The sequence below is a fragment of the Streptomyces sp. CA-111067 genome, from assembly GCF_050956065.1.
Lineage (GTDB): Bacteria > Actinomycetota > Actinomycetes > Streptomycetales > Streptomycetaceae > Actinacidiphila.
The window spans coordinates 2,874,383-2,897,615 of sequence record NZ_CP192103.1 but is presented as its reverse complement, the minus strand read 5'-3'; the positions used below and the strand labels follow the sequence as shown (position 1 = coordinate 2,897,615).

Below are 23,233 nucleotides of genomic sequence, written 5' to 3'. Positions count from 1 at the left end.
GATTCCCACACCCCACGACCCACGCAAGGACGAGCAGCATGCGCGTATTCGTCACTGGCGGGACCGGCCATTCCGGTTCGTACATCGTCCCCGAGCTGATCGCCGCCGGGCACGAGGTCACCGGCCTGGCGCGGTCGGACGCGGCCGCGGCGGCGCTGTCCGCGCTCGGCGCGAAGGTGCGCCGCGGCGACCTCCAGGATCTGGACGGGCTCAAGGAGGCGGCCGCTGACTCCGACGGCGTCATCCACGTCGCGCACCGGCAGGACCTGCTTCCCACCGGCGGGATCGACGCCGTTGCCGCCGCCGAGCTCCCGATCATGCTCGCGTACGGCGAGGCACTGGCGGGAACCGGGAAGCCGCTGGTCGCGGCGGGCAGCATAGGTTCGCCGGGGAACCTGGGCTGGCCGGTCACCGAGGCCGACCCGGCCCTTCCCGGCGGCGACGAGTACCGAGGCACCCTGCGCGCCCGCAACGTCGTCGAGACCGCCGTCGTCGGCCTCGCGGAGCGGGGAGTGCGGTCGTCGGTCGTGCGGATCGCCAACATCGCGCACAGCACGACCGATCGGGCCGGTTTCCTCCCGACGCTGATCGCGCTCGCGAAGGAGAAGGGTTTCATCGGCTACCCGGGGGACGGCGCGAACGTGTGGAACGCCGTGCACATCCGCGATGTCGCGTCGTTGTTCCGCTTGGCGCTGGAGAAGGGACCGGCCGGCAGTTACTGGCACGCCGTGGGGAGCGGGGAGGGGGACGGGATCGGGGACGGGGCGATCCCGTTCCGCGAGATCGCCGAGGCCCTCGGCAGCCGTCTGGGCCTGCCCGCGGTGAGCGTTCCCGCGGACGTACTGATGGTGCCGGGATACTTCGGTTTCCTCGCGAACATCGTCACCCAGACCTACCCGGCGTCCAACGCCCTCACCCGCCGGACCCTCGGCTGGGAACCCACGCAGGCCCGGCTGCTCGCCGACTTGGACAACGGCCACTACTTCCCGGCGAGTTGACGGCCGGGCCCCCGAGCCGACACCGCGGGCCGCCTTCGTGGGTGAGCCGTTCGCGAATCGGAGGGCGGGAGCTACGCCGGGAGGGTTCGGGGGAGGGCGAAGTGGGGGATCGACGTGGTGCTGAAGCTGGTGATTGCGGTGATGGCATCGGCGGTGAGGGTGAGGACCAGGAGGCAGTAGGCGTGGTGGAGGCCGGTGTGGGGGTCGGGGAGGTAGAGGGCGAGGGCGGGTTGGCGGTTCGCGCGGGTGGGGATCACGCGGTAGGCGCGGCCGGGGCGGAAGCTGACGGTGGCGAGGATGTGGCGGGCTGAGGCGATGCCGCGGTATTCCAGCATCGCCGGGGGCATGGCGAGTCGCACGTCGGTGACGAGCAGGTCGATCAGGGCGTCAAGGTCGGCGCGTTCGAGGGCGTCGGTGAAGCGGGCGACGAGCCGGTGCTCGGCAGCCGTGTCGGGTCTACGTGCCGGGCCGCGGGCCCCGGTGCCGTCGCCGGAGTCGGCGAGGCGGCTGTCGACGGTCGCCCGGGCGCGCTTGAGCGCGCTGCTCACCGACTCCCCGGTCGTGCCGAGCATGTCGGCGACCTCGGCGGCGCGGTAGCCCAGGATGTCGCGGAGGACGAGCGCGGCCCGTTGGCGCGGCGGCAGCAGCTGCAAGGCCGTGACGAAGGCCAGCGAGATCGCCTCCGTGGTCTCGTAGCGCGCCTCCGGCCCGGGGCGCTGGTCGGCGAGATGGTCGAGCAGGACGTCGGGGTAGGGCTCAAGCCAGGGCGGGGTGTCGGCGGCGACGGTGGGTTCTGGCAGGGCGGCGGCCTCGGGCAACGGCGGTGCGGCGCGCGGGCGTCGGCTGTCCGCGCGCAACATGCTCAGGCAGCGGTTGGTCGCGATCTTGTAGAGCCACGTCCGGAGCGAGGACCGCTGGCCGAACTCGCCGAGGTTGCTCCACGCGGACACCAGCGTCTCCTGGAGCGCGTCCTCGGCGTCCTGCAACGACCCCAGGATCCGGTAGCAGTGCACCTGCAACTCGCGGGAGTGGCCCTGGACCAGGTCGCGGAACGCGATGTCGTCGCCGGCCCGGGCCCGGGTGATCAGGTCGGTCGTGTCCGTCTCCATCGGCATGCACCCTCAGCTCTTCGTCATCGCGCACGACCCCTCGCCGTAGAACTCCCTTGCGCAGGGCGGGCGTTCCCCCGGGCGGGCGTTCGGCTCGCCCAACGATGCAGACGCCGTCGGAACGGCGAACTGGGCGGTGCCGCGCCGCCCAATTCGCAGCGCCCGGCGGCGTCTACCCGGTTGGCGGCGGTCCTGCCGGTCGCCGCGCACCCGAGAGCCACAACGCGGCGCGAGGAGAACCGAAGTGGGAAAGATCGTGGTCAGCCAGAACGTCACGCTCGACGGCGTCGTCCAAGACCCCAGCGGCGAGGGCGGGTTCAAGCACGGCGGCTGGTTCCAGGAGTTCATGGGCGAGGACTGGGAGGCGTGGGCGGAACTCGAACTCGCCGAGGCACGGGGCGCCGAGGCGCTGCTGATGGGACGGGGGAGCGACGCGTACTTCGCCACCCGGTCGGCACAGATGAGCGGCGAGTGGGCGGACAGCCTGAACCGCATGCCCAAGTACGTCGTCTCGGCGACGATCCGGAGGGCCAGGTGGACGAACGCGACCGTCCTGGCGGGCGAGGCGGTTGGCGAGGTCACGCAGCTCAGGCGGCGGATACGGGGGGAGATCGTCGTGTACGCCAGCCGCCCGCTCGTGCGCACGCTGATGGAGCACGACCTGGTGGACGAGCTGCGCCTGACCGTCTTCCCGGTCGTACTCGGCGCGGGCGAGCGGCTGTTCGGCGAGACCAGCGACAAGCGGCCGATGCGCCTGATCCACACCAGGACCGTGGGCAACGGCCTCGTCCATCTGACGTACGAGCGCGCCCGGGAGGCGTGACCGCGTCCGTGCGGGTGCCCCGTCTCCGCGTCACGGGGGTGGGGACGGGGCACGCGGCGGACCGGGGGAACATGCGCGGCCGGTCAGCGCACGCCGTACTCGCGTGCCAGCCGGGCAGCCGCCCCGGCCCCACCGGTGAAGGGCTCCCCGTGACCGGGCAACAGCACGCCCACCGGAGGCAGTTCGTCCAGCCGGTCGAGCGCGGCGAGCGCGCCGCCGCTGTCGTGCGTGAAGCAACGGCACACGAGCGCGGGCCCGTTGTGGCCGGAGAACGCGTCGGCGGTGACCAACGCGTCGCCGGTGAAGAGGAGTTCGCGGTCGGCGAATACGTACGCGGTGCTGCCGGGTGTGTGCCCGGCCATGACGACGGCCTGCGGGGCGCCCGGAAGGTCCTTCAGCACCAGGTCGGCGTCGAAGACCCGCGCGTCCCGCACTGCGGGGGCGGTGAAGGCTCCGGAACGGGCCAGTTGGAGGGGGAGGGCGAGCGCGGAGGGCCGGCGCAGCAGGTAGGGGAGCATCGAACGTTCAGGCTTGGCATGGCGGTTGGCGCTGCGCGGGCCGTCGCGCAGGATGCCGGCGTCCCGCTGGTGGATCCAGATGTCGGCGCCGGCCTGCTGGAGGGTGCGGGCCAGGCCGGTGTGGTCGGGGTGGCCGTGGGTCAGGAGTACGGCACGGATGTCGGCCAGGGTGCGGCCGAGGTCGGCCAGCAGCGCGCCGAGCTGCTCCCGGTGGGACGGCAGCCCGGCGTCGATGAGGACGAGGCCGTCGGGGTCCTCGATCAGGTAGAAGTTGACGCCGTGGTCACCGAGGCGGTGGACACCGGGGGCCACCTGTGTGGTCGCGGGGCGTGACATGGGAGCCTCCGGCGGGGGAGCTGGGGCCGAATAATTCGATACAGTGGACTGTAACAGATTGGGGGGACGGGCGGATGGCACGCGAAACGCCACGTGAGGGGGCTCGCGAGGCGGTGAGTGGAACGCCGCGGGCGTCGCGCGGAACGTCACGCGAAACGCCGCGGGCGTCGCGCGAAACGCCGCGTGAAACCCCGCGCGAGCCGCTGCGCGAGGCGCCGCGCCGGGCCTACAACTCCGAGCGCCGGCGCGAGGCCGCCCACCGCAACCGCGCAGCCGTCCTGGACGCCTGCCGCGAGCTGCTCTTCCGGGACGGCTTCCACGCCACGACGATCCGGGCGGTGGCCGAGCGCGCGGGCGTCTCGGCCGAGACGGTGTACAAGTCGTTCGGCGGCAAGCCGGGCATGGTCAAAGCCCTGTGGGACATCACGCTGGCAGGCGACGACGAGCCCGTGGCCATGGGCGACCGCCCCCAGATGCGCGAGATCCTGCGGACGGCGGACCCGGCCGCCAAGCTCGTCCTCTACGCCGCGTTCGTGCGCGGCATCCATGAACGGGTGGCCGCGCTGTTCGCCCTGCTCACCCAGGCCGGGCCGGACGTCGGGGAGGTCCTGGCGACCGCCGAGCGGGAGCGGCTGGCCGGGGTCACCGCGTTCGTCACGCACCTGGACGGGGCCGGCGTGCTGCGGCCGGGGGCGGATCGGGCCCGGCTGGCGGACGCCGTCTGGGCGCTGGCCGGGCCGCAGCTGTTCACCCAACTCACCGCGGGACGGGGCTGGTCGGCGGACGTCTACGAGGAGTGGCTGGCCGGCACGCTCACCGCCACGCTCGTGGGGCTCCCGTCCCGGGAGGGGTGAGCCGGGGCCCGGCCCTTCAGGTGGCGTCAGCCGTTCAGGGCGCTGAGCGGGAAGCCGGTCCCGGCGTCGACGTCGTAGACCGACCAGTCCCGCACCTTGCGGATCTCGAACCGGGCCGGCTCGACGTTCACGGCCGCGATGAAGACGATGCCGTCTTCGATTCGCCGGTGGCCGATGGAGAATCCGTCGAGCGCGGCGGTCTCGGCCACGGCCTCCGGATTCGCCGCGTCCCCGGTGACGGTCCACAGGTCGTCGGAGCTCGCGAACTCGTCGAGGGCCTGGAAGGTGGCCCCCGGTCCCTGCGGGCGGCCTGGGATCGGGAGGGCGTCGCCGCCGAGAGCCACATGGCCCGCCCGGTACCTTGCCTGGGCCCGGTCGTAGCTCTGCCCCGACGTGCAGACGATCACCTTGGAGTCGCCGGCTGACCAGTCGAGGGAGACATCGGCGGCCGGCGCGCCGATCAACCCGTTCCAACTGCCGAACCGTCGCCGCTGAGCCGTACCTCGGCTTGCCGTGGCATCGCGGTCGTCGAACTCGTACAGATCGAACTCCGCTGGAACGAAACGGCTCAAGTCGACCACGGCTCCCCGGTGTTGGTCTCACCCAGTGTAATCATCAGTGGCGTGGGGGCGGGCCGCGCTACGCTCCTGCCCATGCAGGGGACACGCCTCGACACCGCCCGGATCCGGGCGGCCCGCCGGGTGATCGACCCGGTCTTCCTGGACACTCCGCTGTACCGCTGCGAGGCGCTGGAGCCCGGCCTCGGGTGCGCGGTGAGCATCAAGCTCGAAACGGCCAACCCGGTGCGCAGCTTCAAGGGCCGCGGTACCGAGGTGGTGGCGAGCGCGCTCGCTGCCAGCGGTGCGCGGGCCGTGGTGTGCGCGAGCGCGGGCAACCTCGGGCAGGCGCTGGCGTGGTCCGGCCGGGGGCGGGGGCTCGACGTCACGGTCGTGGCGTCCCGGTTCGCGACCCGGGCCAAGCTCGACCGCATCCGCGCGCTGGACGCCAGGCTCGAACTGGTCGACGGCGACCACGAGTTGGCGCGCGAACGGGCGGCGGCCATCGCGCGGCACGAGGGCATCAGGCTGGTCGAGGACAGCCTGGACATCGAGACCTGCGAGGGCGCGGCGACCATCGGCCTCGAACTCGCCGACGCCGTACCGTCGTTCGACGCCGTCCTGATCGCTCTCGGCGGCGGCGCGCTCGCCACCGGGGTCGGCCATGTGCTGAAGGCGCTGGCGCCCAGGACCGAGGTGATCTGCGTCCAGCCGCTGGGCGCACCGGCGTTGACGCTCTCGTGGCGCGAACGCCGCGTCATCACCACGGACTCGGCCGACACGATCGCCGACGGCGTCGCCGGCCGGCGCCCCATCCCGGCCGTCCTGGACGACCTGCTCCTGCTCGCCGACGACGCCGTCCTCGTCCAGGAGACCTCGATCATCGCCGCCATGCGCCTGCTCCTGAACGACGCCGGCCTCGTCGTAGAACCGTCCGCCGCCCTGGGCATCGCAGCAATCCTGGAAAACCGCCCGCGCTTCGCGGGCCGCCACGTGGCCACAATCGTCTGCGGCAGCAACGTCGACATCCCCGCCTACCGCCGCTGGACCGCCCCGGCTCCCACCGGCGAGCGGTGACGCCTCGGTGGGCGCGGAACCTCCTGTGCCCGCAAATGACTGGTCACGGGCGCGGCCCGCTACGGCCCCGCCAACCCTGACATCGAGCCGGCCGCCGTCGCGGCCTATCGCGCCTTCCTGGAAGGCGCGCCGCTGCCGGGCCGGGAAAACGGCTGACGCCGGGCGTTGCGAACGGCCCCATCCACGGCTTGGTAGCGCGCGTACCGGGAGCCTGAGGGCTGATCGGCCGTCGGCGTGGCGCCGTGACCGGAATCGAACCGGCGTAGCTCGCTGGCCGCATTCGCGATGTGGGAGCCGCACCTGGCATGTTCCAGGTTATTTTCGTATGGATCTCGTAGCAGTTTAGGCCAAAGGTTGGCCGAATATCACCAGATTTCCGAACCGCCTCCTGGTTAGATCGAAGCGCTCACCGGACAGTCCGGCCGAGCAAGGGGAGGGAACCTCATGAAGCTCCGCTATGCGTTGGCCGCTGCTGCCGCAGTCGCGCTCGCGACAGGTGGGTCGGTGACATCGGCGGCGGCGACCGCAGCCCCGTCCGCTTCCGGCTCAACGGCCTCCCAAGGCAGCGCGACCTCGCACAACGTCCCTGGCACGCTGCCGACATCCGGGGTCGCATCGAAGAGCGCCGGGGCTCCCGGAGCGGCGAGCGCAAGCGCCACCTCCTCCTGGAACCAGGAATTCCAGGAGTATCTGTACGGGTACTGCCTGGACGACAGCGCCGGGGTCGGTCTGCGGTTGACCACCTGTAGCAGCACAAGCTACGCCAACGGTTACCAGAAGTGGACGGTGACGGAGGACGGCCTCTCCTACAAGTTCAAGAACGGAGCCACGAACCTGTGCCTCGACGGCAGCGCCGGTAACGGAATCGTGGCGAATACGTGCAGCACCGCGAGCTACAACAACGGCTACCAGAAGTGGGTGCAGTACTACGCCGATTTCTCCCAGTACGGCAACGCGTGGATCGACTGGAAGAACGTGGCCACCGGGCAATGCATGGATTACAGCCTCGGCGACCACCTGAAGCTGAAGCCCTGCAGCGCGGCGAGCTTCAACAACGGCTACCAGAAGTGGAACATCTCCACCGACTGAGAGCTGTCCCGCAGTCAGCCGCCGGCTTCGATCGACTGCCGGACCGCGTCACGCAGAGCAGAGCGGTGGGGCCCGGCGTCTCAGGCGCCATGGGTCGCCGGCGCGCCGTATCGGGCGAGCATGGTCAGCACCGCTTGGTCGACCGCGTCGGTGACGGCGGTGTCGTCGGGCTCCCAGCGTGCGAGCAGCATCCGCGGCCAGAACACGTAGTTGGAGATCATCCCGAGGAATTGGGTCGCCGCCGTCTCCGCATCGTCGAGCCGGGCTGTACCGGCGGCGTTCTCCGCTGCCAGGTAGCGGCGGACCGATTCGAAGTAGGGCATCTTGCCGAGCTTGAACTGGGTCTCGCCGAGCTCGGGGAAGCGCGGTACCTCGGCGATGACGATGCGGAAGAGGGCGGCCATGCCGGGCTGGGTGAGCAGGGCCGCGTACCGGCGTCCGATGGTCTCAAGCCCTGCGTGGAGGTTCCCCGGCTCGGGGAGGGGCGCCTCCTCGTCGTCGACCTTCCAGTATTCGGTGACGATCGCCTCGAACAGGGCCGCCTTGGTGGTGAACTGTTTGAACAGCGTTGCCCTCGACACTCCGGCTGCCTCGGCGATGCGGGCCAGCGAGGTGCCGTCGTAGCCGGAGTCGAGGAACAGCTTCGTCGCTGCCTCGATGATGGACGTCCGCTTCTGCGCTGCTACGCGCCGGTGGTATTCCGAAGGCTCTGCCGTCATGCCCCTCAGTATGCCTCTCACGGCGAGGTGAGTCACTTGACTCACCTCGCCGCCGCTCCTACCTTGAGAGAGGAGGTGAGCCACTCGGCTCACCACTATGTGAGCCGGGAAGGATGCGTCATGGGACGCTTTGAGGGTCTGACCGTCGTCGTCACGGGCGGCAGCGGGGGTATGGGCAGCAGCCATGTGCGGGGCTACCACGCCGAGGGGGCGAACGTCGTCATTGCCGGCCGCGACGCCGCCGCCGGCCGCGATCTCGCTGCTCAGCTCGGGCATCGGGCTCTGTCTGTTCGCCTGGATGTCGCCAGTGAGGACGACTGGGCGGCACTGGTGCGAGACGTTGAAGGCCACTTCGGGCCGGTCGCCGTCCTGGTGAACAACGCGGGAGTCCAGAACCCGGCGGCCCCCATCGAGCACACCGAACTCCGCGCCTGGGAGAACGCCTTCAGTGTCAACGTCACCGGCCAGTTCCTCGGCATCCGGGCCGTGACCCCGTCGATGCGCAGGGGCGGTGGCGGAACCATCGTCAACATCGCCTCGACCATGGCCCACGTCGGCACGGCCTTCTACGCGCCCTACACCGCCAGCAAGTGGGCCGTGCGCGGGCTGACCAAGACGGCCGCGCTGGAGCTGGGGCGGGACAACATCCGGGTCAACTCCATCCACCCCGGCGTCGTCTCCACACCGCTGATCAACGAACCCGCCGTCGCGGGCCAGCCGGCCATCGCCGACTTCTACTCGCCCGACCCCTTCGCCATCCCCCGCCTCGCCGAACCCTCTGACATCACCCGCTTGTTGCTCTTCATCACCTCCCAGGACGCGTCGTTCGCCACGGGCTCGGAATTCGTCCTGGACGGCGGCCTGCTGCTCGGCCCGGCACTCCCACCCGAATCCGACATCGCAGCTTGAGCCGGCACGGCGGTACGGAGCACTCACGGTGTGGGAAGAGAACTGGAGGCCGTGACCGGAATCGAACCGGCGTAACTCGCTTTGCAGGTAGGTCCGCCCTGGTCAGCGCACGATCCGGCACGGTTCAACGCCGTCCGTACCCGTCCACACGCAGGGCCGACGGCGGCTGGCCGTACGTTCCCGAACGGCGCCGTACGGCCATGAACGAGACGGAAACTGAGACGGAGCTAGGGTCCGCTGGCCTGGACGATGGTCCACAGCGAGGCGTGCGGGTCCGAAGAGGGCCAATCGCTGCACGACCGCCTGGCCTCGGCGTGCTTGGGCCGCCAGCGGTAGTAGCTGCCGAGTCGAAGCTGTGTGGCCGCGTTTCCTTCGTACCACAGTGTGGTACATATGGGGTACGGGCGTGGTACGTTCGATAGGTGCGGGTCGATGAGCTGATCTGGGATGACTGGAACGAGGAGCACATCGCGGAGCACGGTGTGTCCCCCGACGAAGTGGAGGATGCATGCCAAACCAAACCCATCCGGGTGCGCCTTGTGCGCGACAACACTTACGCTCTTTTGGGCGTTACTAATGGTGGCCGACATCTAGCCATCTTCCTCGCCCAACGAGGAAAGAACGTGTTCTACGTCGTTACCGCTCGCGACATGGATGACCGTGAGCGCAGGAGCTTTGGAAGGAGATGAAGATGGCCAACGAAGAGCATCGTCGAGTTCCGAGCGAAAATGAGATGGAATCGCTTGCCGAATACTTCCAATCCACCAGTCTTGCGGATATGGAATCCAGCGAGGTCGAAGTAGAACCGGCTCGATACCCGATGGTCTCTCGTTCCATTCGAATGGAACAAGCTGTCATGTCGGAAATTCGAAAAGTTGCTAAACGACGTGGAGTGCCAGTTACCCAACTCATGCGTCAATGGGTTCGGCAAGGCCTGGAACAGGCAAAATCTGAAGACCTTACTAGGGAAAATGGTCTTTCGTCTGTAGAGCGACCGAAGGCCAGCCGTAGGAGTGGTGAAGTGGCGGGGTTTTGGGAGATCCACGCGAGTCTATCCGGCCTCGACCGCTCTCTCTCTGCTGGCTTGGTTCACTATCACCACGGGGCCGGGGAGGCTGCTGTGGTTAGGAGAATCGAGCAGAGAGTTCTAGGGGAGCGGGCTATGCACAGCTCGCAACCTGCCGAACATAGGGATAAGGGGTCCACAACGAGAGAGCGGAGCAACTAAGAAAATGTCGGACCCAGACATGCAAGATCAGGTGCTCACCAATCTGGTGAGCATCATTAATCGTTCACAGGGCGAAGATGATGGTCCTGGCCTCGTCCTCACCGTCGGTGGTTTGACCGTAAGCGGGAACATCATCCCCAACTGGCTCTGGTTCGCGGGAATTCGTCGGCAGATTGCCGAGGCAACTGGAAACAAGTCTTTGGACTTGGATGAAGCTTCTGGAATGGAGCTTTTCTTCAAGCTGTGGGAGGACGTTTTCCTTGAAGGCAAAGCCGAAGAAGAGACCGCGCTAGCTGCGGTCGAAGACTTGGCTCCGAGATTTCAAGAGGCCGTCCGCGACAAAGATCAGACCGCCTTCATTCACCTTCGAGACGCGCGCGTTTTCCAACCCGGTCAGAGCGGGATTCCGGGAAACGGCTTCTACTGGCGAGGAAGAATTTCCGAAGTAAGCGGCTGGTCCTTCGGTAAAATGGAGGGCTGACGTCTATTCCTCGATCGCGACAGGCATAGAAGCGGATCATTGATGTGGCAGACATATGTCTGCCACATCAACAGTGCTTCCCACAATCGGCGCATTCAACGGAAACGTCGTCGATTAACCTAATGGTCAGAGTTTCGGAATTATCGGTTCGGGGAGAGCGGCGGACCAGGATCGGAGCACTTCGACTGCCTGCTCACCGAGGAGGCCGCTAGCTACGTCCTCCCGGAGGGACCGGCGCTCCGCCGGGTAGGTCATCTCGCGGTAGAGCTGCAAGTCCTCGAAGCCGTTCATCGCAACATCATGGCTTGTGGCGCCGAAGACGATGCGTGGCAGCCGGGCCCAGTAACAGGCGACGAGGCACATCGGACACGGCTCGCTGCTGGCGTACATGACGCCGTCCTCGAACAGGTGCCGGCCGAGACTTTTACCGGCGTTGCGGAGTGCCATTACCTCTGCGTGCGCGGTTGGGTCGGCAAGCTCAATAACGCTGCTCGTACCCTCGCTCACGATCTCATCGCCAATCACCACGATCGCGCCGAACGGCGTCTTTCCCTCGTCTTCGAGCGCATGGCGAGACAAGTCGATCGCGCGAGCGAGAAATTCCTGATCTGCGTCCGATAGTGCGGTGTTCACGATGTTCCTTTCGGCTGCTTCAGGACTTGGAGCTTGTCTTCTTCCGCCATGGCTTGAGCGGAGTGACAAATCTCAGCTCGGTGCGATCCGCCGGATACTCCGCATCGGAGATCTCGACTGTTCGATCGTGGGCGTCCAGCGAGATTCTGCGACACATCAGGAGCGGAACGCCGTCAGGAAGGCCCCACTGCTGAGCCTCCACAGTGGTGGGCATCCTTCCCGTGACCTGGTCCACCATGCACATGACCTCGACGCCGACGGTTGAGAGTTGGTGCTGTGTGCCACCGGGCCACGGCTCTTTCGTCTCGTCCAACAGGTCTGGATTAGACCCAACGAGTTCGAGCGGCATATAGGAAGTGCTGAACGACAGCAGGTGGCCAGTGCGCGAGTCGTTCGATACGTATCGTCGTCTCAAAAGCTCATCGCCGGAGGCAATCCCGAAGACCTCGGCCAGATCTTCAGGTGCTGGGATCCTGTCGTACGTGGATTTGAACGCTTGATCCACGATTGACATGTTGAGATTGGTTTCAGCTTCCCCTATGGCCCCTCGCTCCCTCTCCGGCCGGCGAGCCAGGTCTTTCTCTGCCTGATGGCGCTCGGAGGACCGAACGACCTTCCCCGGAGGGACGCGGACGACTGGTGCCTTGCCCCGCCCTGCCGTGATGAGCCCCTGAGCCTTGAGCAAGGCGACGGCTGACCGGGCGCTGTTCATGGAGCACGCGTAGAGATCGCAGATGTCGGCCAGCGTCGGAAGCGAGGCGCCCGGGGCCAGGTCGCCCCGCTCGATCTGCATGCGCAGGTCATCCGCGATGCGGAGATGGATCGGTGCTTGCACGGCTGTCGGTTGAGGTTCCATCCCTACAGCATCCCGGATCGTGGGTTTGTGGGCAAACTCTTGCGCGTTGCTCGTTCGCAAGCTACCGTCGTCATCAGTTCGCGGGTTTGCCCACAAACCTACGAACTGGCCGGAGGAGACCGGGGTCCGTGCTGTCCGCACGGCTCAACGGGCCGAAGTGACCGTGGCTGCTTGAGAACTCAACAGAGTGCCTAGAGATCGACGGGGCTTGACCCCGTCCCCGTGACGGCCGGGTGACGACCGTCGGCCCCGGTATTCAGCCGTGAGGGCGCGGAATCGACTTTCGCCCGGGGCCACTGGCCTGCCGCGACGTGCGGTGTTGGCCTTCATCTCTGGACGCGGCGGCACTCCCGGACAGGACAGCCCGCCGCGCCCGGTCTCTCATCCCGACGTTCAAGGAGAGATGCACCATGCGAATGCGTACCTTCGTCGCCGGCCAGGAAGCGCACGGCGACTTCGAGTTTGCGGAACTGGCGCTCGGCATCGACATCGACCTGTTCCGGGGCCCGCTGAAGTTCGAGACCGACGACGAACGCGCCGCGCGTGAGGTGGCGGCCCGAGACGTCCTCGCGGACCTCTGCGCGGACGCGGAGGCCGGTGACGAGATCGCCGGTTGGGACGCCCTGTACGCCGACGCGCTGACCCACACCGTGCCGTTCCTGCGGCGCGCCGCTCGCGACTACCGGTCGGGGACGGGGGAAGCGGCATGAACGAGACCCGCAAGCCTTTGACGAGGCTTCAGATCGGCGTTCTGGTGACCGCGTTCGTGCCGATGCTGGCCACCGGTGTGGTGGGCGGGATCGGCACCTACAGCAACATCGGCCACGCCTACGGCCGGGGCACCGCACTCGGTGCGCTCGGTGCCGGCGAGGGCGCCACGGCCGTTCTGGCCCTGGTTCTGCTGGGCTTGACCATGCTCGGGCAGTCCTCGCCGCGTGTGGTCCGGATGGGCCTGTGGGCGCTGCCGGCCGGGGCGGCCGTCATGGGCGCGATGGCCGCGCCGGACTCGGGGCGGACCGTGATCTACGCACTGACGCCGATGGGCATGTCGGTGTCGGCGGAGGGCATGGCGTTCCTGGCTCGCCGGATCGTGGTGCACACCGACGGCCGGGACGCGGAGAACGAGCGCCGTACGGCCGACATCGTCCAGGCCCTCGCGTACCACCGGGCGCGGGCGGTCCATCATCCGGTCGACCGGGTCAGGAAGCGGTCGGATCGCGCGTCGTGGCGTCTGGCCCGCAAGGTCGGGGTCGGGGACGCGGCTCTCGGATCGAGGCTGTTGGACGTCCAGCGCGACCGGATCACCGACGGCGCGGACGCTGCCCTCGCCGCGATGTTCGGCGGTACGGACCCGGTTCCCGCACCGGTCACGAATGCGGAGGAATCTGCCGTCATCGTGAGGAACCGGTCTACGGCTGAACTGGAGGAATCGACCCCGGCACTGCCGGTGCCGGTACCCGGCAATACGGTGCCCGATCCGGTGGCGGTCGACTTCATGAAGCCGGTTCTCTCGCTCAAGCCGGTGCGCGCGATCGTCCCGGCCGATCCGGCGCCGTCGGCGCGGCGGGGCGTGGCGGCCGATTCCCCTCGATCCCGTCGGGCGACGGGTCGGGTTCCGGAGGTGGCGCGGTCGCCCCGCCCCAAGCGCACTCCGGCGCAGTTGCTCGGTCAGGCCCGTGCCGCGACGGCCGATTGGCCCACGGGGCGGATCACGGCGGAGGGTATCCGCCGCGCCGTTCACACCTCGCCGGCCAATGCCCGGATGCTGCGGGACACGATTCTTGCCGAGCGGGCCGACGACGGCGGTAAGGCCGCGTGAATCGGCTGACGTTGGCCGACTGCTTCGACCCGGCCGGGGAGCGGTTCGGCATCCCCACGTTCCCGTGGCGTTGCGCTCCCGAGGACTTGGCCACTCGCCGCCAACTGCGCACTCGCGGTTTGCGGCCGGGCGGTCAGGACGTGGCGGCGCAGGTGCTCCGGCCGCGCCGTCGGCGGGAGCCGCTGACGGCGTACCTGTACCGGGTCGACCTCGCACGGCCGGTCCGGGCGATGACGCCGGGCAGGTGGCGCGCGCACGAGGCGATGATGCGCGCCCGCCGCCGCTGCCCCGCCTGCCACCGGGACGCCGGATACGTCATCTCCACTTCGCTCGGATTGTGCGTGACCTGCGCTTATCCCGAGGAACAGTGCGCCGCTTGAACCATCTCGAATCCCGGGTCCGGCCGTCCGACCTTCCACAGCAAGCCGGCCGGACCCATCGACTCCCGAAGGAGCAGGTACATCGTGACGGAAACAACCGTGTTCACGCCCCCGGACGGTCCGGAGGGCACCGAGCGGCCGACGGCGGACGTGCTGCCGTTCCCGCTGAAGAAGAAGACCGACGCTCCGGCCGCCCCCGACGGCGGCCGGGTCAAGCCGGGGGAGTGGGAGGCCGAACTCCCCGACACCGACGACCCGGAGGCCGGCGGGCTGACCGAGGGCGACCCGGTCGACCCGCCGCGCGAGGTCTACCCGCCGTCAGCGGCGGAGTGGATGAAGGCCAAGGACAAGGCTCGCGTGCCGGTGCTCCCGGAGTGGGTGAAGCTCCCTGACCAGCGCAGGGCGGTCCGTAAGTGGGCGGTGCGGCACTACTCGGCTGTGGCCGGCTATCACGCGGTCCGCCTCCCGCTGGTCTACACGCCGAAGATCTGCCTGTACGCGCCCCGCGGGGCGTGGCGTTGGTCGACCGCGACCGGCCGGTGGGTGTTCGACGCGGAGGGCAGGTCGCTGCGACTGGCGTCGGTGGCGAACGAGGACGCGGCGGAGTACCTGAAGCTGTCGCGGCAGCGCAACGACCGCGTCAGGTTCCGGGGGATCGTGGCCGCGATCGGCGCCTTCATCGGTCTGGCCGCCGCGCTGACCTTGTACGTCATGGCGCCGTCGTGGCTGCTGTTGCTGTCCATGGCCGCGCTGACCACCACGTTGGGGGTCGTCGGGGCGCCGGCAGACCGGCCGCTGATCGACATGGCGAAGGTGACCTTCCGCAAACGCAAGCTGTCCTCCGACATCGTCATCCGGGCACACGAGGTGGCCGGGCTGACCAGCAAAGACCAGACCATCGCGTTCCCCCGCCCGATCGGGCGGGACGGCGACGGATGGCGCGTCGTGGTCGATCTCCCGTACGGCAAGACGTTTGAGGACGCCGTCAAGGCGCATGCGCGTCTGGCGTCCGGCATGGACATCGCCCCGACTCAGCTCTTCCTGGACAAGGACGAGACGAGCGGCCGGCGGGTGTCGTACTGGATCGCAGACCGCGACCCGCTGGCGGTCCCGTCGGGCAAGTCGCCCCTGTTGGGCGCGACTCGGGTCGACTTCTGGAAGCCGTTCCCGTGGGGCGTGGACGAACGCGGCAACCCCGTCATGGCCTCCATGTTGTGGCTGTCGCTGCTGGTGGGCGCCGTGCCGCGTCAGGGCAAGACGTTCTCTGCCCGCACGATCGCGCTGGCCGCCGCGCTGGACCCGTACGTCAGGCTGTACCTGTTCGACGGCAAGGCGTCGCCGGACTGGCGCGCGTTCGCCAAGGTCGCCCACCGGATCGGGTTCGGCATCGTGCCGAAGAACGGGTTCGACCCGGTTCAGCACCTGCTGACCTCGCTCCGTGAGTTGAAGGCGGACGTCGAGGACAGGTACCACCGGCTGTCGGAACTGCCGCTGCACGTCTGCCCGGAGGGCAAGCTCACTCCGGAGATCAGCCGGGACAAGAAGCTGAACATGCCGCTGACCCTGTTCGTGGTGGATGAGGTGCAGGAATACCTCACCCATCCCGAGCACGGCAAGGAGATCTTGTCCCTGATGGTCTACCTCGCCCGGGTCGCCCCGGCGGTCGGTGTCTCGGTGATGACCTCGACGCAGAAGCCGGACGACAAGGCGTGCCCGTCGGAGCTGCGTGACCAGCACCAAGCCCGGTTCGCGCTGCGGGTCGGCGCCTACCAGGTCTCGGACGTCATCCTCGGTGCCGGGTCGTACTCCGAGGGGCTGGACGCGTCCAAGCTGCTGAAGTCCCACAAGGGTGTAGGGCTGCTCAAGGGCATGTCGGACGACTCGGGGATCGTGCGTACGTATCTGGCCGACGGCCGGGACGCCGACCGCATCCTGACCCGCGCCGCCGCCCTGCGCGAAGCGGAGGGCACGCTGTCCGGCGACGCGGCCGGCGAGGCCCCGGCCCCGGAGGCGTCCGCGACGATCCTGGACGACGTCGCGGCCGTGCTCGGCAAGGGCGAGGTCAAGGTGTGGTCCGAGACGATCGTTGACCGCCTCGCCGACCTGCGCCCGGACGTCTACGGACCGTGGGCGGAACTGGAGCCCAAGCCCAAGGCCGAAGCGCTCACCGCAGCGCTCAAGCCGTACGGCGTCGGCACCGAACAGATCAGCCGCCGCATCGACGGCGAACAGTTCAACAAGCGCGGCATCAGGCGCGACGACATCGCCACGGCGATTACGGAGCGCAACGAGAAGAGGGATGCGGGATAGCTCTCGCAGCTCGCTACCGGTAGCGAAGAGCGTCGCTACCGGTAGCGACCCTGCTAGCGACCCGAACCGCCACTGATCAGGCCGCTAGCGACTAGCGGCCGACCTGCGGAAACTCTTCAAACCCGTCTGAGAGGCACCTCATGGCTCTCGTCCTGCTTGCTCTCACCTGCCTCATGTTCGTCACCCTTGGTTACGTCGTCCGGTGCTGGCTGAGCCCGTTCGGGGACTGCCGCCGCTGCGACGGCATGGGCCACGCCTTCACCACCGACCGCAAGGGCAAGACCAAGCGCGGCAAGGACTGCCGCCGCTGCGACGCGACCGGCAAGCGCATACGCGCCGGCCGCTGGATCTACAACCGCGCCGCGCGCACCTACCGCGCCGGCACCCGCTGACCCGCAGGGAGACGCCTCTCATGGTCCTCACCATCCCGCTCGTTGCGCTGCTTGCCGTCGTCGTCGTGCTGCTCCTCCGGTTCAAGGCCGTCGGCGCCGGGGCGTTCGTCGCCGTCGCCCTGTTCGGCTTCTACCTCGCCCACACCGGGGCGGCCGACACCGTCACCCAGCTCGTCAACGCCGTCACTGACGCCTTGCCCGGCGTCACTCGCTGACCCGAACGGAGAGCTGCACCATGAACGAACCCACCACGTACGGGCGCCCGGCCGGATACGAGACGGCCGCCGTGAACGTCCACACCCCCGCCTACACCGCCCCGCTGGCGCCCGTACAGCCGGGCACCGTCCCGGCCGTGACGACGATCGTGCTGCCCGACGGCCGCGTCATCACCGGCTACGCCGTCGAACCCGCCAAGCCCGACCCGGCCGCCACCAAGCCGCCCGTCTCCCGCGCGGCGGTGAACATCGCACTCGGAGGCATCGGGTTCGGCGCCGTGTGCGGCGGACTGCTGATGCTGACCACCTTCATCGCGGCCCTGACGGCGCTGGTGACCCAACTCGTCATCCTCGCCGCCGTCCTGGTCGGCGGATTCGTCGCCGTGCAGCTCTTCACCGGCCGCGACACCGGCCGGGGCACGACGGTCAACATCCGCAAGGCCGTCATCAAGCGCAACAAGTTCTACGGCTGAGGGAGGAAGCCCGATGTCTCATCGCGACAACGACCCCATCTCTGACGGCCCGATCGACAGCACCCCGTTCGGGTACTCGCCCGAGTCCTCGCAGCGCGAGGCGCTGTACGCCGAACTCGTCAAGGCGGGTGTGGAGCTGGGCGCCTACGACCGCCGGATTGTCGACTGGATCGCCGGTTGGGACTACCCCACTGTGGCCACCATCGCGAGTCTGATCCGCCGCGCCGGCCGCACCTCGAACTAGCTCCGCCCGTGGGCGGCGGCACTCCCGGACAAGGACAGCCCGCCACCCACGGTCTCCGTATCCCGACGTAGCAGAACAGGAGACCTACAGCATGACTCAACTGCGCTTTCTCGGCGAGGGTCGATCGTCCCTCGCCACTCGAACGGGGCGGGGTTCCCCTCGGCCGCGTCTACTGGACCTGTTCTCCTGCGCAGGTGGTGCCGCCGTCGGCTACCACCTCGCCGGATTCGAGGTCGACGGATGCGACATCATCGACCGCCCTCGCTACCCCTTCGGCTATCACCGCGGTGACGCACTCGCCTATCTCGCCGACCTGATCGAGTCAGGCGAGATCCACCGGTACGCGTTCGTCCACGCCTCCCCGCCGTGCCAGCACGGATGCGCGCTGACCGTGGGTACGAACGCCTCGCAGGGATGGGGCCGCGCCCACGTCGACATGGTCGCGCCGGTGCGCGAACTCCTTGACACGACCGGTCTGCCCTACGTCATCGAGCAACCCAACGGCCGTGCGAAGATCCGCAAGGACCTGACGCTGTGCGGCGAGATGTTCGGTCTCGGGGTCATCCGTCACCGCAACTTCGAGTTGGGCGGGTGGACGGCCGCGCGGCCGGCACACGTCCCGCACCGGGGGAGGGTTCGCGGATACCGGCACGGCAAGTTCTACGACGGCCCGTACGTCGCGGCGTACGGCAACGGCGGCGGCAAGCCGACCGTGGCCGAACTGCGGACGGCCATGGGCATCACGTGGACCGACGTGCGCGAGGAACTGACGGAGGCCATCCCGCCCGCCTACACCGGGTTCATCGGCCGCGCCTACCTTGCCGCCACAGCAACACTGCGGGAGGCGGCATGAACGCCACGACATCGCACCTGTGCACCGCGCTTGCCCTTGCGGCGGCCGGGGTCCCGGTGCTGCCGCTGCGGGCGGGGAAGGTGCCGTTCGGTAATTGCCCCGCGTGCAAGGGCAACGCGTGCGGCGGCCGGCCGAACATGAAGGCGCCGGGTCCGTGCCGGTGCCCGGCGCCGTGCCACGCGTGGGCCGCCGCGACCACCGACCCTCACGTCTTGACCTCGCCCTTGTGGGCGCCGGCATGGCGGGAAGCGGCGGCGGTCGCCTACCACCCCGGCGGGGCCGGGCTGACCGTGGTCGACCTCGACAACCCCGACGCCATCACGTGGGCCCGCGAGACCCTGCCGATCACGCGAACGGTGCCGACGACGCGGGGCGAACACTGGCTCTACCGGGGCGCCATGCCGTCGTCCAACGCGGTACGGCCGGGCGTGGACATCAAGTCCCTCATGGCCTACGCCCGCTGGCTCGGCCCCGGCACGGGCACCGTCACGGCGCTGCCGGACGCCGTGCGCACTCTGCCGGTGAAGGCACCCGCCCCGGTCCGGCGGGTCGCCGTAACGGTGCCTGCGTCGGGTGGCGGCGGAGTGTGCCGGCACCGCACCCCGACCTATCTGGAGCGGGGCATTGCGATGGCTGAGCAGCAGATCACCGACGCTGCCAGCGCCGTGCACGCCACGGTCTACCGGACGTTCCTCGCAGTGCTGTCCACGCACGGCCGGTGCGGCTGCCTCACCGACGCCCACACCGCCCGGCTGTTCACCGCCGCTCAGGCCAAGGGCGAAACCGCCCGGCACTGCACCGACGCATGGACCAACGCCCGCGCACGGCTGGGGGTGTGACCATGTCCGAGGACGACAAGACCCCCGGCCGCGAGATCATCACCGACTACGCGCAACAGCACTTCCGGTACTTCCGCACCGCCGACGGCACCGTGTACGCGCAACGCAGCGGCCACCCCGTGGCCCGCCCGATCCGCTCGCAGGGCACCACCGGCAGCCACCGCCAGGAACTCATGGTCGGCCTGTTCCGCGACGGGGTGGGCGTGTTCAACGGCACCGCCCTCAAGGAAGCACTGGACCTGATCGAGGCCCTCGCGTTGACCGAGGACACCCAGCCGGTCTACATCCGGGTGGCCCCCGGGTTCGACGGGGCGACCTGGCTGGACCTGGGCCGCGATGATGGGCAGTCGGTCCGTATCCATCCCACGGGGTGGGAGATCTGCACTCCCGATCCGCGAGAGGTGTGCTGGCGCCGTACGCAGCTCACCGGGGAACTCCCCCTGCCGGCCAAGCGCACCGACGGCAAAGGCATCGATCTACTGCTGCGGTTGTGCAACTTCGCCACGGCAGAGACCGAATGCCTGGCCATCGCGTGGCTGATCGGCTGTCTCGGCCCCTCCGTCCCGGTGCCGGCGCCGTTCCTGACCGGGCCCCAAGGTGCCGGCAAGTCCACCGCGGGGCGGATGCTGATTCGGATCATTGAAGGCATGAGCGGGGACCTGCGCCGGGCGCCGAAGGATGAGGAGAACCTGATCGCGGCGGTCGCGGCGGGGTGGGTCACCGCGCTGGACAACCTGAGCCACATGACGCCGGACCTGTCGGACGCGATGTGCTGCATCGTCACCGGTGCGGAGAACGTCAAGCGGGCGCTGTGGACGGACGGGGACGTGTTCCGCGTCGGCTACCGCCGCCCGCTGCTACTGACCGGCATTGACGTCGGCGTGATCCGCCCGGACCTCGCCGAGCGGCTGTTGCCCCTGCGACTGGAACGCCCCACCGTCCGGCGCACCGAAGCGGAACTGTGGGCGGAATACGCCGAAGTCCTGCCGACCGTTCTCGGGTCGCTGCTGGATCTCACGGTCCAGGTCCGCGCCGTCACGGCGGAGACTCCGACGGATCTGCGAATGGCGGACTTCGCGCATCTGTGCGCGCAGCTCGACGCTGCGACCGGTTTGGGCGCGCTCCGCGCCTACCGGGCCAGCCTGGATGACCTCAACGACGACGTCATTGAAGGCGACTTGCTCGCGCAGACCGTGCTACGGCATGCCGAGACGATCGAGCCGGGCGGCGGGGAACGGATGACGTCCACCGAGTGGCTGTACTGCCTCAGCCGCGTCTACAGCGGCGAGGAACTGCGCGCCCTGCCTAAAGGGTGGCCGACGACGGGGAAAGTCCTCTCAGACCGCCTCAAGCGCCTTCAGCCCACCCTCGCGGCCCGTGGTGTCCTCATCGATTCCGGCCGCACTCGGGAGGGCCGTTACCTCGAAATGACCCGCCCCGCGCCGACCCAACCGTCCGAGCAACAGCGGGCGTTCTGAACCGTGCGGTGGTCGGACAAGCAAGAAGAGCACCACCCCGGTGCGTGCTCTTCTTGCCGGTCGGCGCTCCGCGCCGCCCAAGGGTCGCGCCGCGAAGCGGCTCCTTCATCGCATGTGAAGGCGCACCCAACAGCAACAGAGACGCCCTCTCTTTGTCCTAAGAAGGAATCCCTGCGTCACCTGCGTCACGCGCCCCGAAAAACCGGACCTGACCTGCGACAACAGGCGTGACGCAGACGGAAAGCCCTGCGTCATCCTGCGTCACCTGCGTCACGCCATGACGGAGGCGGTGACGCAGGGGTGACGCACGCCTGGACCACTGCGTCACCCGAAACCGCAGGTCAAAAGCCCGCATGACGCTGGTGACGCGGTGACGCAGAAATCGGAACCTCGGACAGATACAGACCCTGAGACGCCCTGAGCCAAAGGAGCGCTTCGCGTGGACACCGTCCAGCTCACTGACGCAGTCGACACCACTCCTGTTCTCCTCAAGGTCGAAGAGGCCGCCCGACGCCTCCGTATCGGCCGCACCACCTGCTTCGCACTCATCCGCACCGGCCAACTGGAGTCCGTCATGGTCGGCGGACTCCGCCGCGTCCCCGCCGATGCGCCGGCCGCCTACGTCACCCGACTCCGCACCACCCGCAAGACAGCTTGACCACCCCGGGGCGGCGGCACTCCCGGACAGGACAGCCCGCCGCCCCGGCTCCATCCCGACACGCAACAAACAGGAGCCTGCCCATGGCAGAGGACAAGAAGAAGCGCACCCGACAGCCGAACGGACGCAGCTCGATCTACTTCGGAAAGGACGGCAAATGGCACGGCCGCGTTACCGTCGGCGTGCGCGACGACGGCACTCCGGACCGGCGCCATGTCGAGCGGAAAACCCGTGCAGAGGTGACTCTCGCTGTCCGCGACTTGGAGAAACAACGCGAGGCCAAGACCGTTCGGAAGCCCGGCAAGGCATGGACGGTTAGGGCGTGGCTGACTCACTGGATTGAGAACGTTGCGCCCCTCGCCGTCAACGACAACACGATGGTTGGGTACGGCGTTGCGGTCCGGAAGCACCTCATTCCCGGATTGGGTGCACATCGTCTCGACAGGCTGAAGCCCGAGCACATTGAGGCGTTCTACGCCGCGATGCAGGCCGCCGGCAGCAAGCCCGCGACCGCTCACCAGGTGCACCGCACCTTCCGCGCCGCCCTCAACGAGGCCGTACGGCGCGGGCACCTCGGCAAGAACCCCGTTCTATTGGCGAAGGCCCCGAAGACGGGAGACTACGAGGTGGAGCCCTACAGCGTCCAAGAGGTACAGCGGCTGCTCAAGGCCGCTGACCGGCAACGCAATTCGGCACGATGGGCCGTAGCCCTCGCGCTCGGACTGCGACAGGGCGAGGTGCTGGGGATGAGGTGGGAGGACGTCGACCTTGAGGGCGGCTTTCTCGTTGTCCGTCGTAGCCGCCACCGGCCGCAATATGCCCACGGATGCGTAGAGCCCTGCGGACGCAGAGCGGCCGGGTACTGCCCGCAGAGGCGACGGACCAACCCCGAGATGTCCACCACCAAATCGCGCGCCGGCCGCCGCGCGGTCGGACTCCCCGAACAACTCGTTGACCTACTCCGTGCCCACCACAAGGCACAGGAAGCCGAGCGAAAGGCGGCTGGGAAACTCTGGGCCGACAACGGCTTGGTCTTCCCCGACGAACACGGCAACAGTCCCTCACACCGCCGGGACTGGACGGAATGGAAGACCCTCTTGAGAGAGGCGAAGGTGCGAAACGGCCGGCTGCACGACGCACGCCACACCGCCGCTACCGTCCTGCTCATCCTCGGTGTCCCCGAGCGCGCCGTCATGGGCCTCATGGGGTGGTCGACCACGGCCATGGCCGCCCGGTACCAGCACATGGTGGACGCTGTACGGACGGACATCGCGAAGCAGGTGGACGGCCTGATCTGGAAACCCGAGACGGACCGGCCGGACGATGACGGGGCCGCGGGCCTCCTCGTACCGGCCAACTGACATTTGAGACGGTAAGGCGGGCGT

Annotated in this window: 27 protein-coding genes; 21 read left to right on the top strand and 6 right to left on the bottom strand. The window is 68.7% G+C overall.

What is annotated here, in order from left to right:
- Positions 1-38: 38 nt before the first annotated feature.
- Entirely contained in the window at positions 39-998 is a 960-nt protein-coding gene (locus ACQPW6_RS12590; protein ID WP_433889675.1) for an SDR family oxidoreductase, read from the top strand.
- A gap of 71 nt (positions 999-1,069) precedes the next feature.
- On the opposite strand, the gene ACQPW6_RS12585 is transcribed toward ACQPW6_RS12590, so the two are convergent.
- Positions 1,070-2,107, bottom strand: coding sequence for an RNA polymerase subunit sigma-70 (locus tag ACQPW6_RS12585; RefSeq protein ID WP_433889674.1), 1,038 nt, complete (start codon positions 2,105-2,107; stop codon positions 1,070-1,072).
- A gap of 244 nt (positions 2,108-2,351) precedes the next feature.
- Between ACQPW6_RS12585 and ACQPW6_RS12580 the strand changes: the two genes are divergently transcribed.
- Entirely contained in the window at positions 2,352-2,930 is a 579-nt protein-coding gene (locus tag ACQPW6_RS12580; protein WP_433889673.1) for a dihydrofolate reductase family protein, read from the top strand.
- A gap of 83 nt (positions 2,931-3,013) precedes the next feature.
- Here the strand turns inward: ACQPW6_RS12580 and ACQPW6_RS12575 are convergent, their stop codons facing one another.
- Complete coding sequence (locus ACQPW6_RS12575; protein WP_433889672.1) at positions 3,014-3,784, bottom strand: MBL fold metallo-hydrolase; 771 nt, start codon at positions 3,782-3,784, stop codon at positions 3,014-3,016.
- 113 nt (positions 3,785-3,897) lie between these two features.
- Between ACQPW6_RS12575 and ACQPW6_RS12570 the strand changes: the two genes are divergently transcribed.
- Positions 3,898-4,638: a TetR/AcrR family transcriptional regulator gene (locus ACQPW6_RS12570; RefSeq protein ID WP_433889671.1), complete on the top strand. Its 741-nt coding sequence runs from the start codon at positions 3,898-3,900 to the stop codon at positions 4,636-4,638.
- A gap of 26 nt (positions 4,639-4,664) precedes the next feature.
- On the opposite strand, the gene ACQPW6_RS12565 is transcribed toward ACQPW6_RS12570, so the two are convergent.
- A complete protein-coding gene (locus tag ACQPW6_RS12565) occupies positions 4,665-5,210 on the bottom strand; it encodes a hypothetical protein (RefSeq protein ID WP_433889670.1) in 546 nt (181 codons plus the stop codon).
- Positions 5,211-5,291: 81 nt separating this feature from the next.
- Between ACQPW6_RS12565 and ACQPW6_RS12560 the strand changes: the two genes are divergently transcribed.
- Together ACQPW6_RS12560 and ACQPW6_RS12555 are read left to right on the top strand one after the other, a co-directional pair.
- Positions 5,292-6,272 carry a threonine ammonia-lyase gene (locus ACQPW6_RS12560; RefSeq protein ID WP_433889669.1) on the top strand — a complete coding sequence of 327 codons (981 nt, stop codon included), beginning with the start codon at positions 5,292-5,294 and terminating at the stop codon, positions 6,270-6,272.
- A 444-nt stretch (positions 6,273-6,716) separates the two neighbouring features.
- Positions 6,717-7,361 (top strand): RICIN domain-containing protein, encoded by a 645-nt coding sequence (locus ACQPW6_RS12555; protein ID WP_433889668.1) that lies wholly within the window; start codon positions 6,717-6,719, stop codon positions 7,359-7,361.
- A gap of 80 nt (positions 7,362-7,441) precedes the next feature.
- Here ACQPW6_RS12555 and ACQPW6_RS12550 read toward each other — a convergent pair whose 3' ends face one another.
- On the bottom strand, positions 7,442-8,080 hold the full coding sequence (locus ACQPW6_RS12550) for a TetR/AcrR family transcriptional regulator (protein ID WP_433889667.1): 639 nt from the start codon (positions 8,078-8,080) through the stop codon (positions 7,442-7,444).
- A gap of 120 nt (positions 8,081-8,200) precedes the next feature.
- Between ACQPW6_RS12550 and ACQPW6_RS12545 the strand changes: the two genes are divergently transcribed.
- The 3 genes from ACQPW6_RS12545 to ACQPW6_RS12535 all read left to right on the top strand — a co-directional run bounded on the left by ACQPW6_RS12545 (position 8,201) and on the right by ACQPW6_RS12535 (position 10,698).
- Positions 8,201-8,989, top strand: coding sequence for an SDR family NAD(P)-dependent oxidoreductase (locus ACQPW6_RS12545; RefSeq protein WP_433889666.1), 789 nt, complete (start codon positions 8,201-8,203; stop codon positions 8,987-8,989).
- Positions 8,990-9,411: 422 nt separating this feature from the next.
- Complete coding sequence (locus ACQPW6_RS12540) at positions 9,412-9,678, top strand: hypothetical protein (protein WP_433889665.1); 267 nt, start codon at positions 9,412-9,414, stop codon at positions 9,676-9,678.
- 558 nt (positions 9,679-10,236) lie between these two features.
- Positions 10,237-10,698 (top strand): hypothetical protein, encoded by a 462-nt coding sequence (locus ACQPW6_RS12535; protein WP_433889664.1) that lies wholly within the window; start codon positions 10,237-10,239, stop codon positions 10,696-10,698.
- A 126-nt stretch (positions 10,699-10,824) separates the two neighbouring features.
- On the opposite strand, the gene ACQPW6_RS12530 is transcribed toward ACQPW6_RS12535, so the two are convergent.
- Both ACQPW6_RS12530 and ACQPW6_RS12525 read right to left on the bottom strand, forming a co-directional pair.
- Positions 10,825-11,331: a nucleoside deaminase gene (locus tag ACQPW6_RS12530; RefSeq protein ID WP_433889663.1), complete on the bottom strand. Its 507-nt coding sequence runs from the start codon at positions 11,329-11,331 to the stop codon at positions 10,825-10,827.
- 19 nt (positions 11,332-11,350) lie between these two features.
- The gene (locus ACQPW6_RS12525; protein ID WP_433889662.1) at positions 11,351-12,124 is read right to left on the bottom strand and encodes a GntR family transcriptional regulator; all 774 of its coding nucleotides are present in this window, start codon (positions 12,122-12,124) and stop codon (positions 11,351-11,353) included.
- 479 nt (positions 12,125-12,603) lie between these two features.
- Here ACQPW6_RS12525 and ACQPW6_RS12520 point away from each other — a divergent pair, with 479 nt between their 5' ends.
- The 13 genes from ACQPW6_RS12520 (at position 12,604) to ACQPW6_RS12460 (ending at position 23,209) form a co-directional block, all read left to right on the top strand.
- On the top strand, positions 12,604-12,897 hold the full coding sequence (locus ACQPW6_RS12520) for a hypothetical protein (protein WP_433894517.1): 294 nt from the start codon (positions 12,604-12,606) through the stop codon (positions 12,895-12,897).
- Positions 12,894-14,006, top strand: coding sequence for a conjugal transfer protein (locus tag ACQPW6_RS12515; protein ID WP_433889661.1), 1,113 nt, complete (start codon positions 12,894-12,896; stop codon positions 14,004-14,006). Before ACQPW6_RS12520 ends, ACQPW6_RS12515 begins: the two co-directional genes overlap by 4 nt.
- Positions 14,003-14,386, top strand: a complete 384-nt coding sequence (locus ACQPW6_RS12510) for an RRQRL motif-containing zinc-binding protein (RefSeq protein WP_433889660.1) — start codon at positions 14,003-14,005, stop codon at positions 14,384-14,386. Before ACQPW6_RS12515 ends, ACQPW6_RS12510 begins: the two co-directional genes overlap by 4 nt.
- Positions 14,387-14,470: 84 nt before the next feature.
- Positions 14,471-16,696: a cell division protein FtsK gene (locus tag ACQPW6_RS12505; protein WP_433889659.1), complete on the top strand. Its 2,226-nt coding sequence runs from the start codon at positions 14,471-14,473 to the stop codon at positions 16,694-16,696.
- Between the two features lie 140 nt (positions 16,697-16,836).
- Entirely contained in the window at positions 16,837-17,088 is a 252-nt protein-coding gene (locus tag ACQPW6_RS12500; RefSeq protein ID WP_433889658.1) for a hypothetical protein, read from the top strand.
- A gap of 20 nt (positions 17,089-17,108) precedes the next feature.
- The gene (locus ACQPW6_RS12495; RefSeq protein WP_433889657.1) at positions 17,109-17,303 is read left to right on the top strand and encodes a hypothetical protein; all 195 of its coding nucleotides are present in this window, start codon (positions 17,109-17,111) and stop codon (positions 17,301-17,303) included.
- 20 nt (positions 17,304-17,323) lie between these two features.
- A complete protein-coding gene (locus ACQPW6_RS12490) occupies positions 17,324-17,776 on the top strand; it encodes a hypothetical protein (protein ID WP_433889656.1) in 453 nt (150 codons plus the stop codon).
- A 13-nt stretch (positions 17,777-17,789) separates the two neighbouring features.
- Entirely contained in the window at positions 17,790-18,020 is a 231-nt protein-coding gene (locus ACQPW6_RS12485) for a hypothetical protein (protein ID WP_433889655.1), read from the top strand.
- 91 nt (positions 18,021-18,111) lie between these two features.
- Entirely contained in the window at positions 18,112-18,873 is a 762-nt protein-coding gene (locus tag ACQPW6_RS12480) for a DNA methylase (protein WP_433889654.1), read from the top strand.
- The gene (locus tag ACQPW6_RS12475) at positions 18,870-19,712 is read left to right on the top strand and encodes a bifunctional DNA primase/polymerase (RefSeq protein ID WP_433889653.1); all 843 of its coding nucleotides are present in this window, start codon (positions 18,870-18,872) and stop codon (positions 19,710-19,712) included. Before ACQPW6_RS12480 ends, ACQPW6_RS12475 begins: the two co-directional genes overlap by 4 nt.
- 2 nt (positions 19,713-19,714) lie before the next feature.
- Positions 19,715-21,190 (top strand): ATP-binding protein, encoded by a 1,476-nt coding sequence (locus tag ACQPW6_RS12470; protein ID WP_433889652.1) that lies wholly within the window; start codon positions 19,715-19,717, stop codon positions 21,188-21,190.
- A gap of 439 nt (positions 21,191-21,629) precedes the next feature.
- Positions 21,630-21,848 (top strand): excisionase family DNA-binding protein, encoded by a 219-nt coding sequence (locus ACQPW6_RS12465; protein WP_433889651.1) that lies wholly within the window; start codon positions 21,630-21,632, stop codon positions 21,846-21,848.
- A gap of 83 nt (positions 21,849-21,931) precedes the next feature.
- Positions 21,932-23,209 carry a tyrosine-type recombinase/integrase gene (locus tag ACQPW6_RS12460; RefSeq protein ID WP_433889650.1) on the top strand — a complete coding sequence of 426 codons (1,278 nt, stop codon included), beginning with the start codon at positions 21,932-21,934 and terminating at the stop codon, positions 23,207-23,209.
- Positions 23,210-23,233 lie beyond the last annotated feature (24 nt).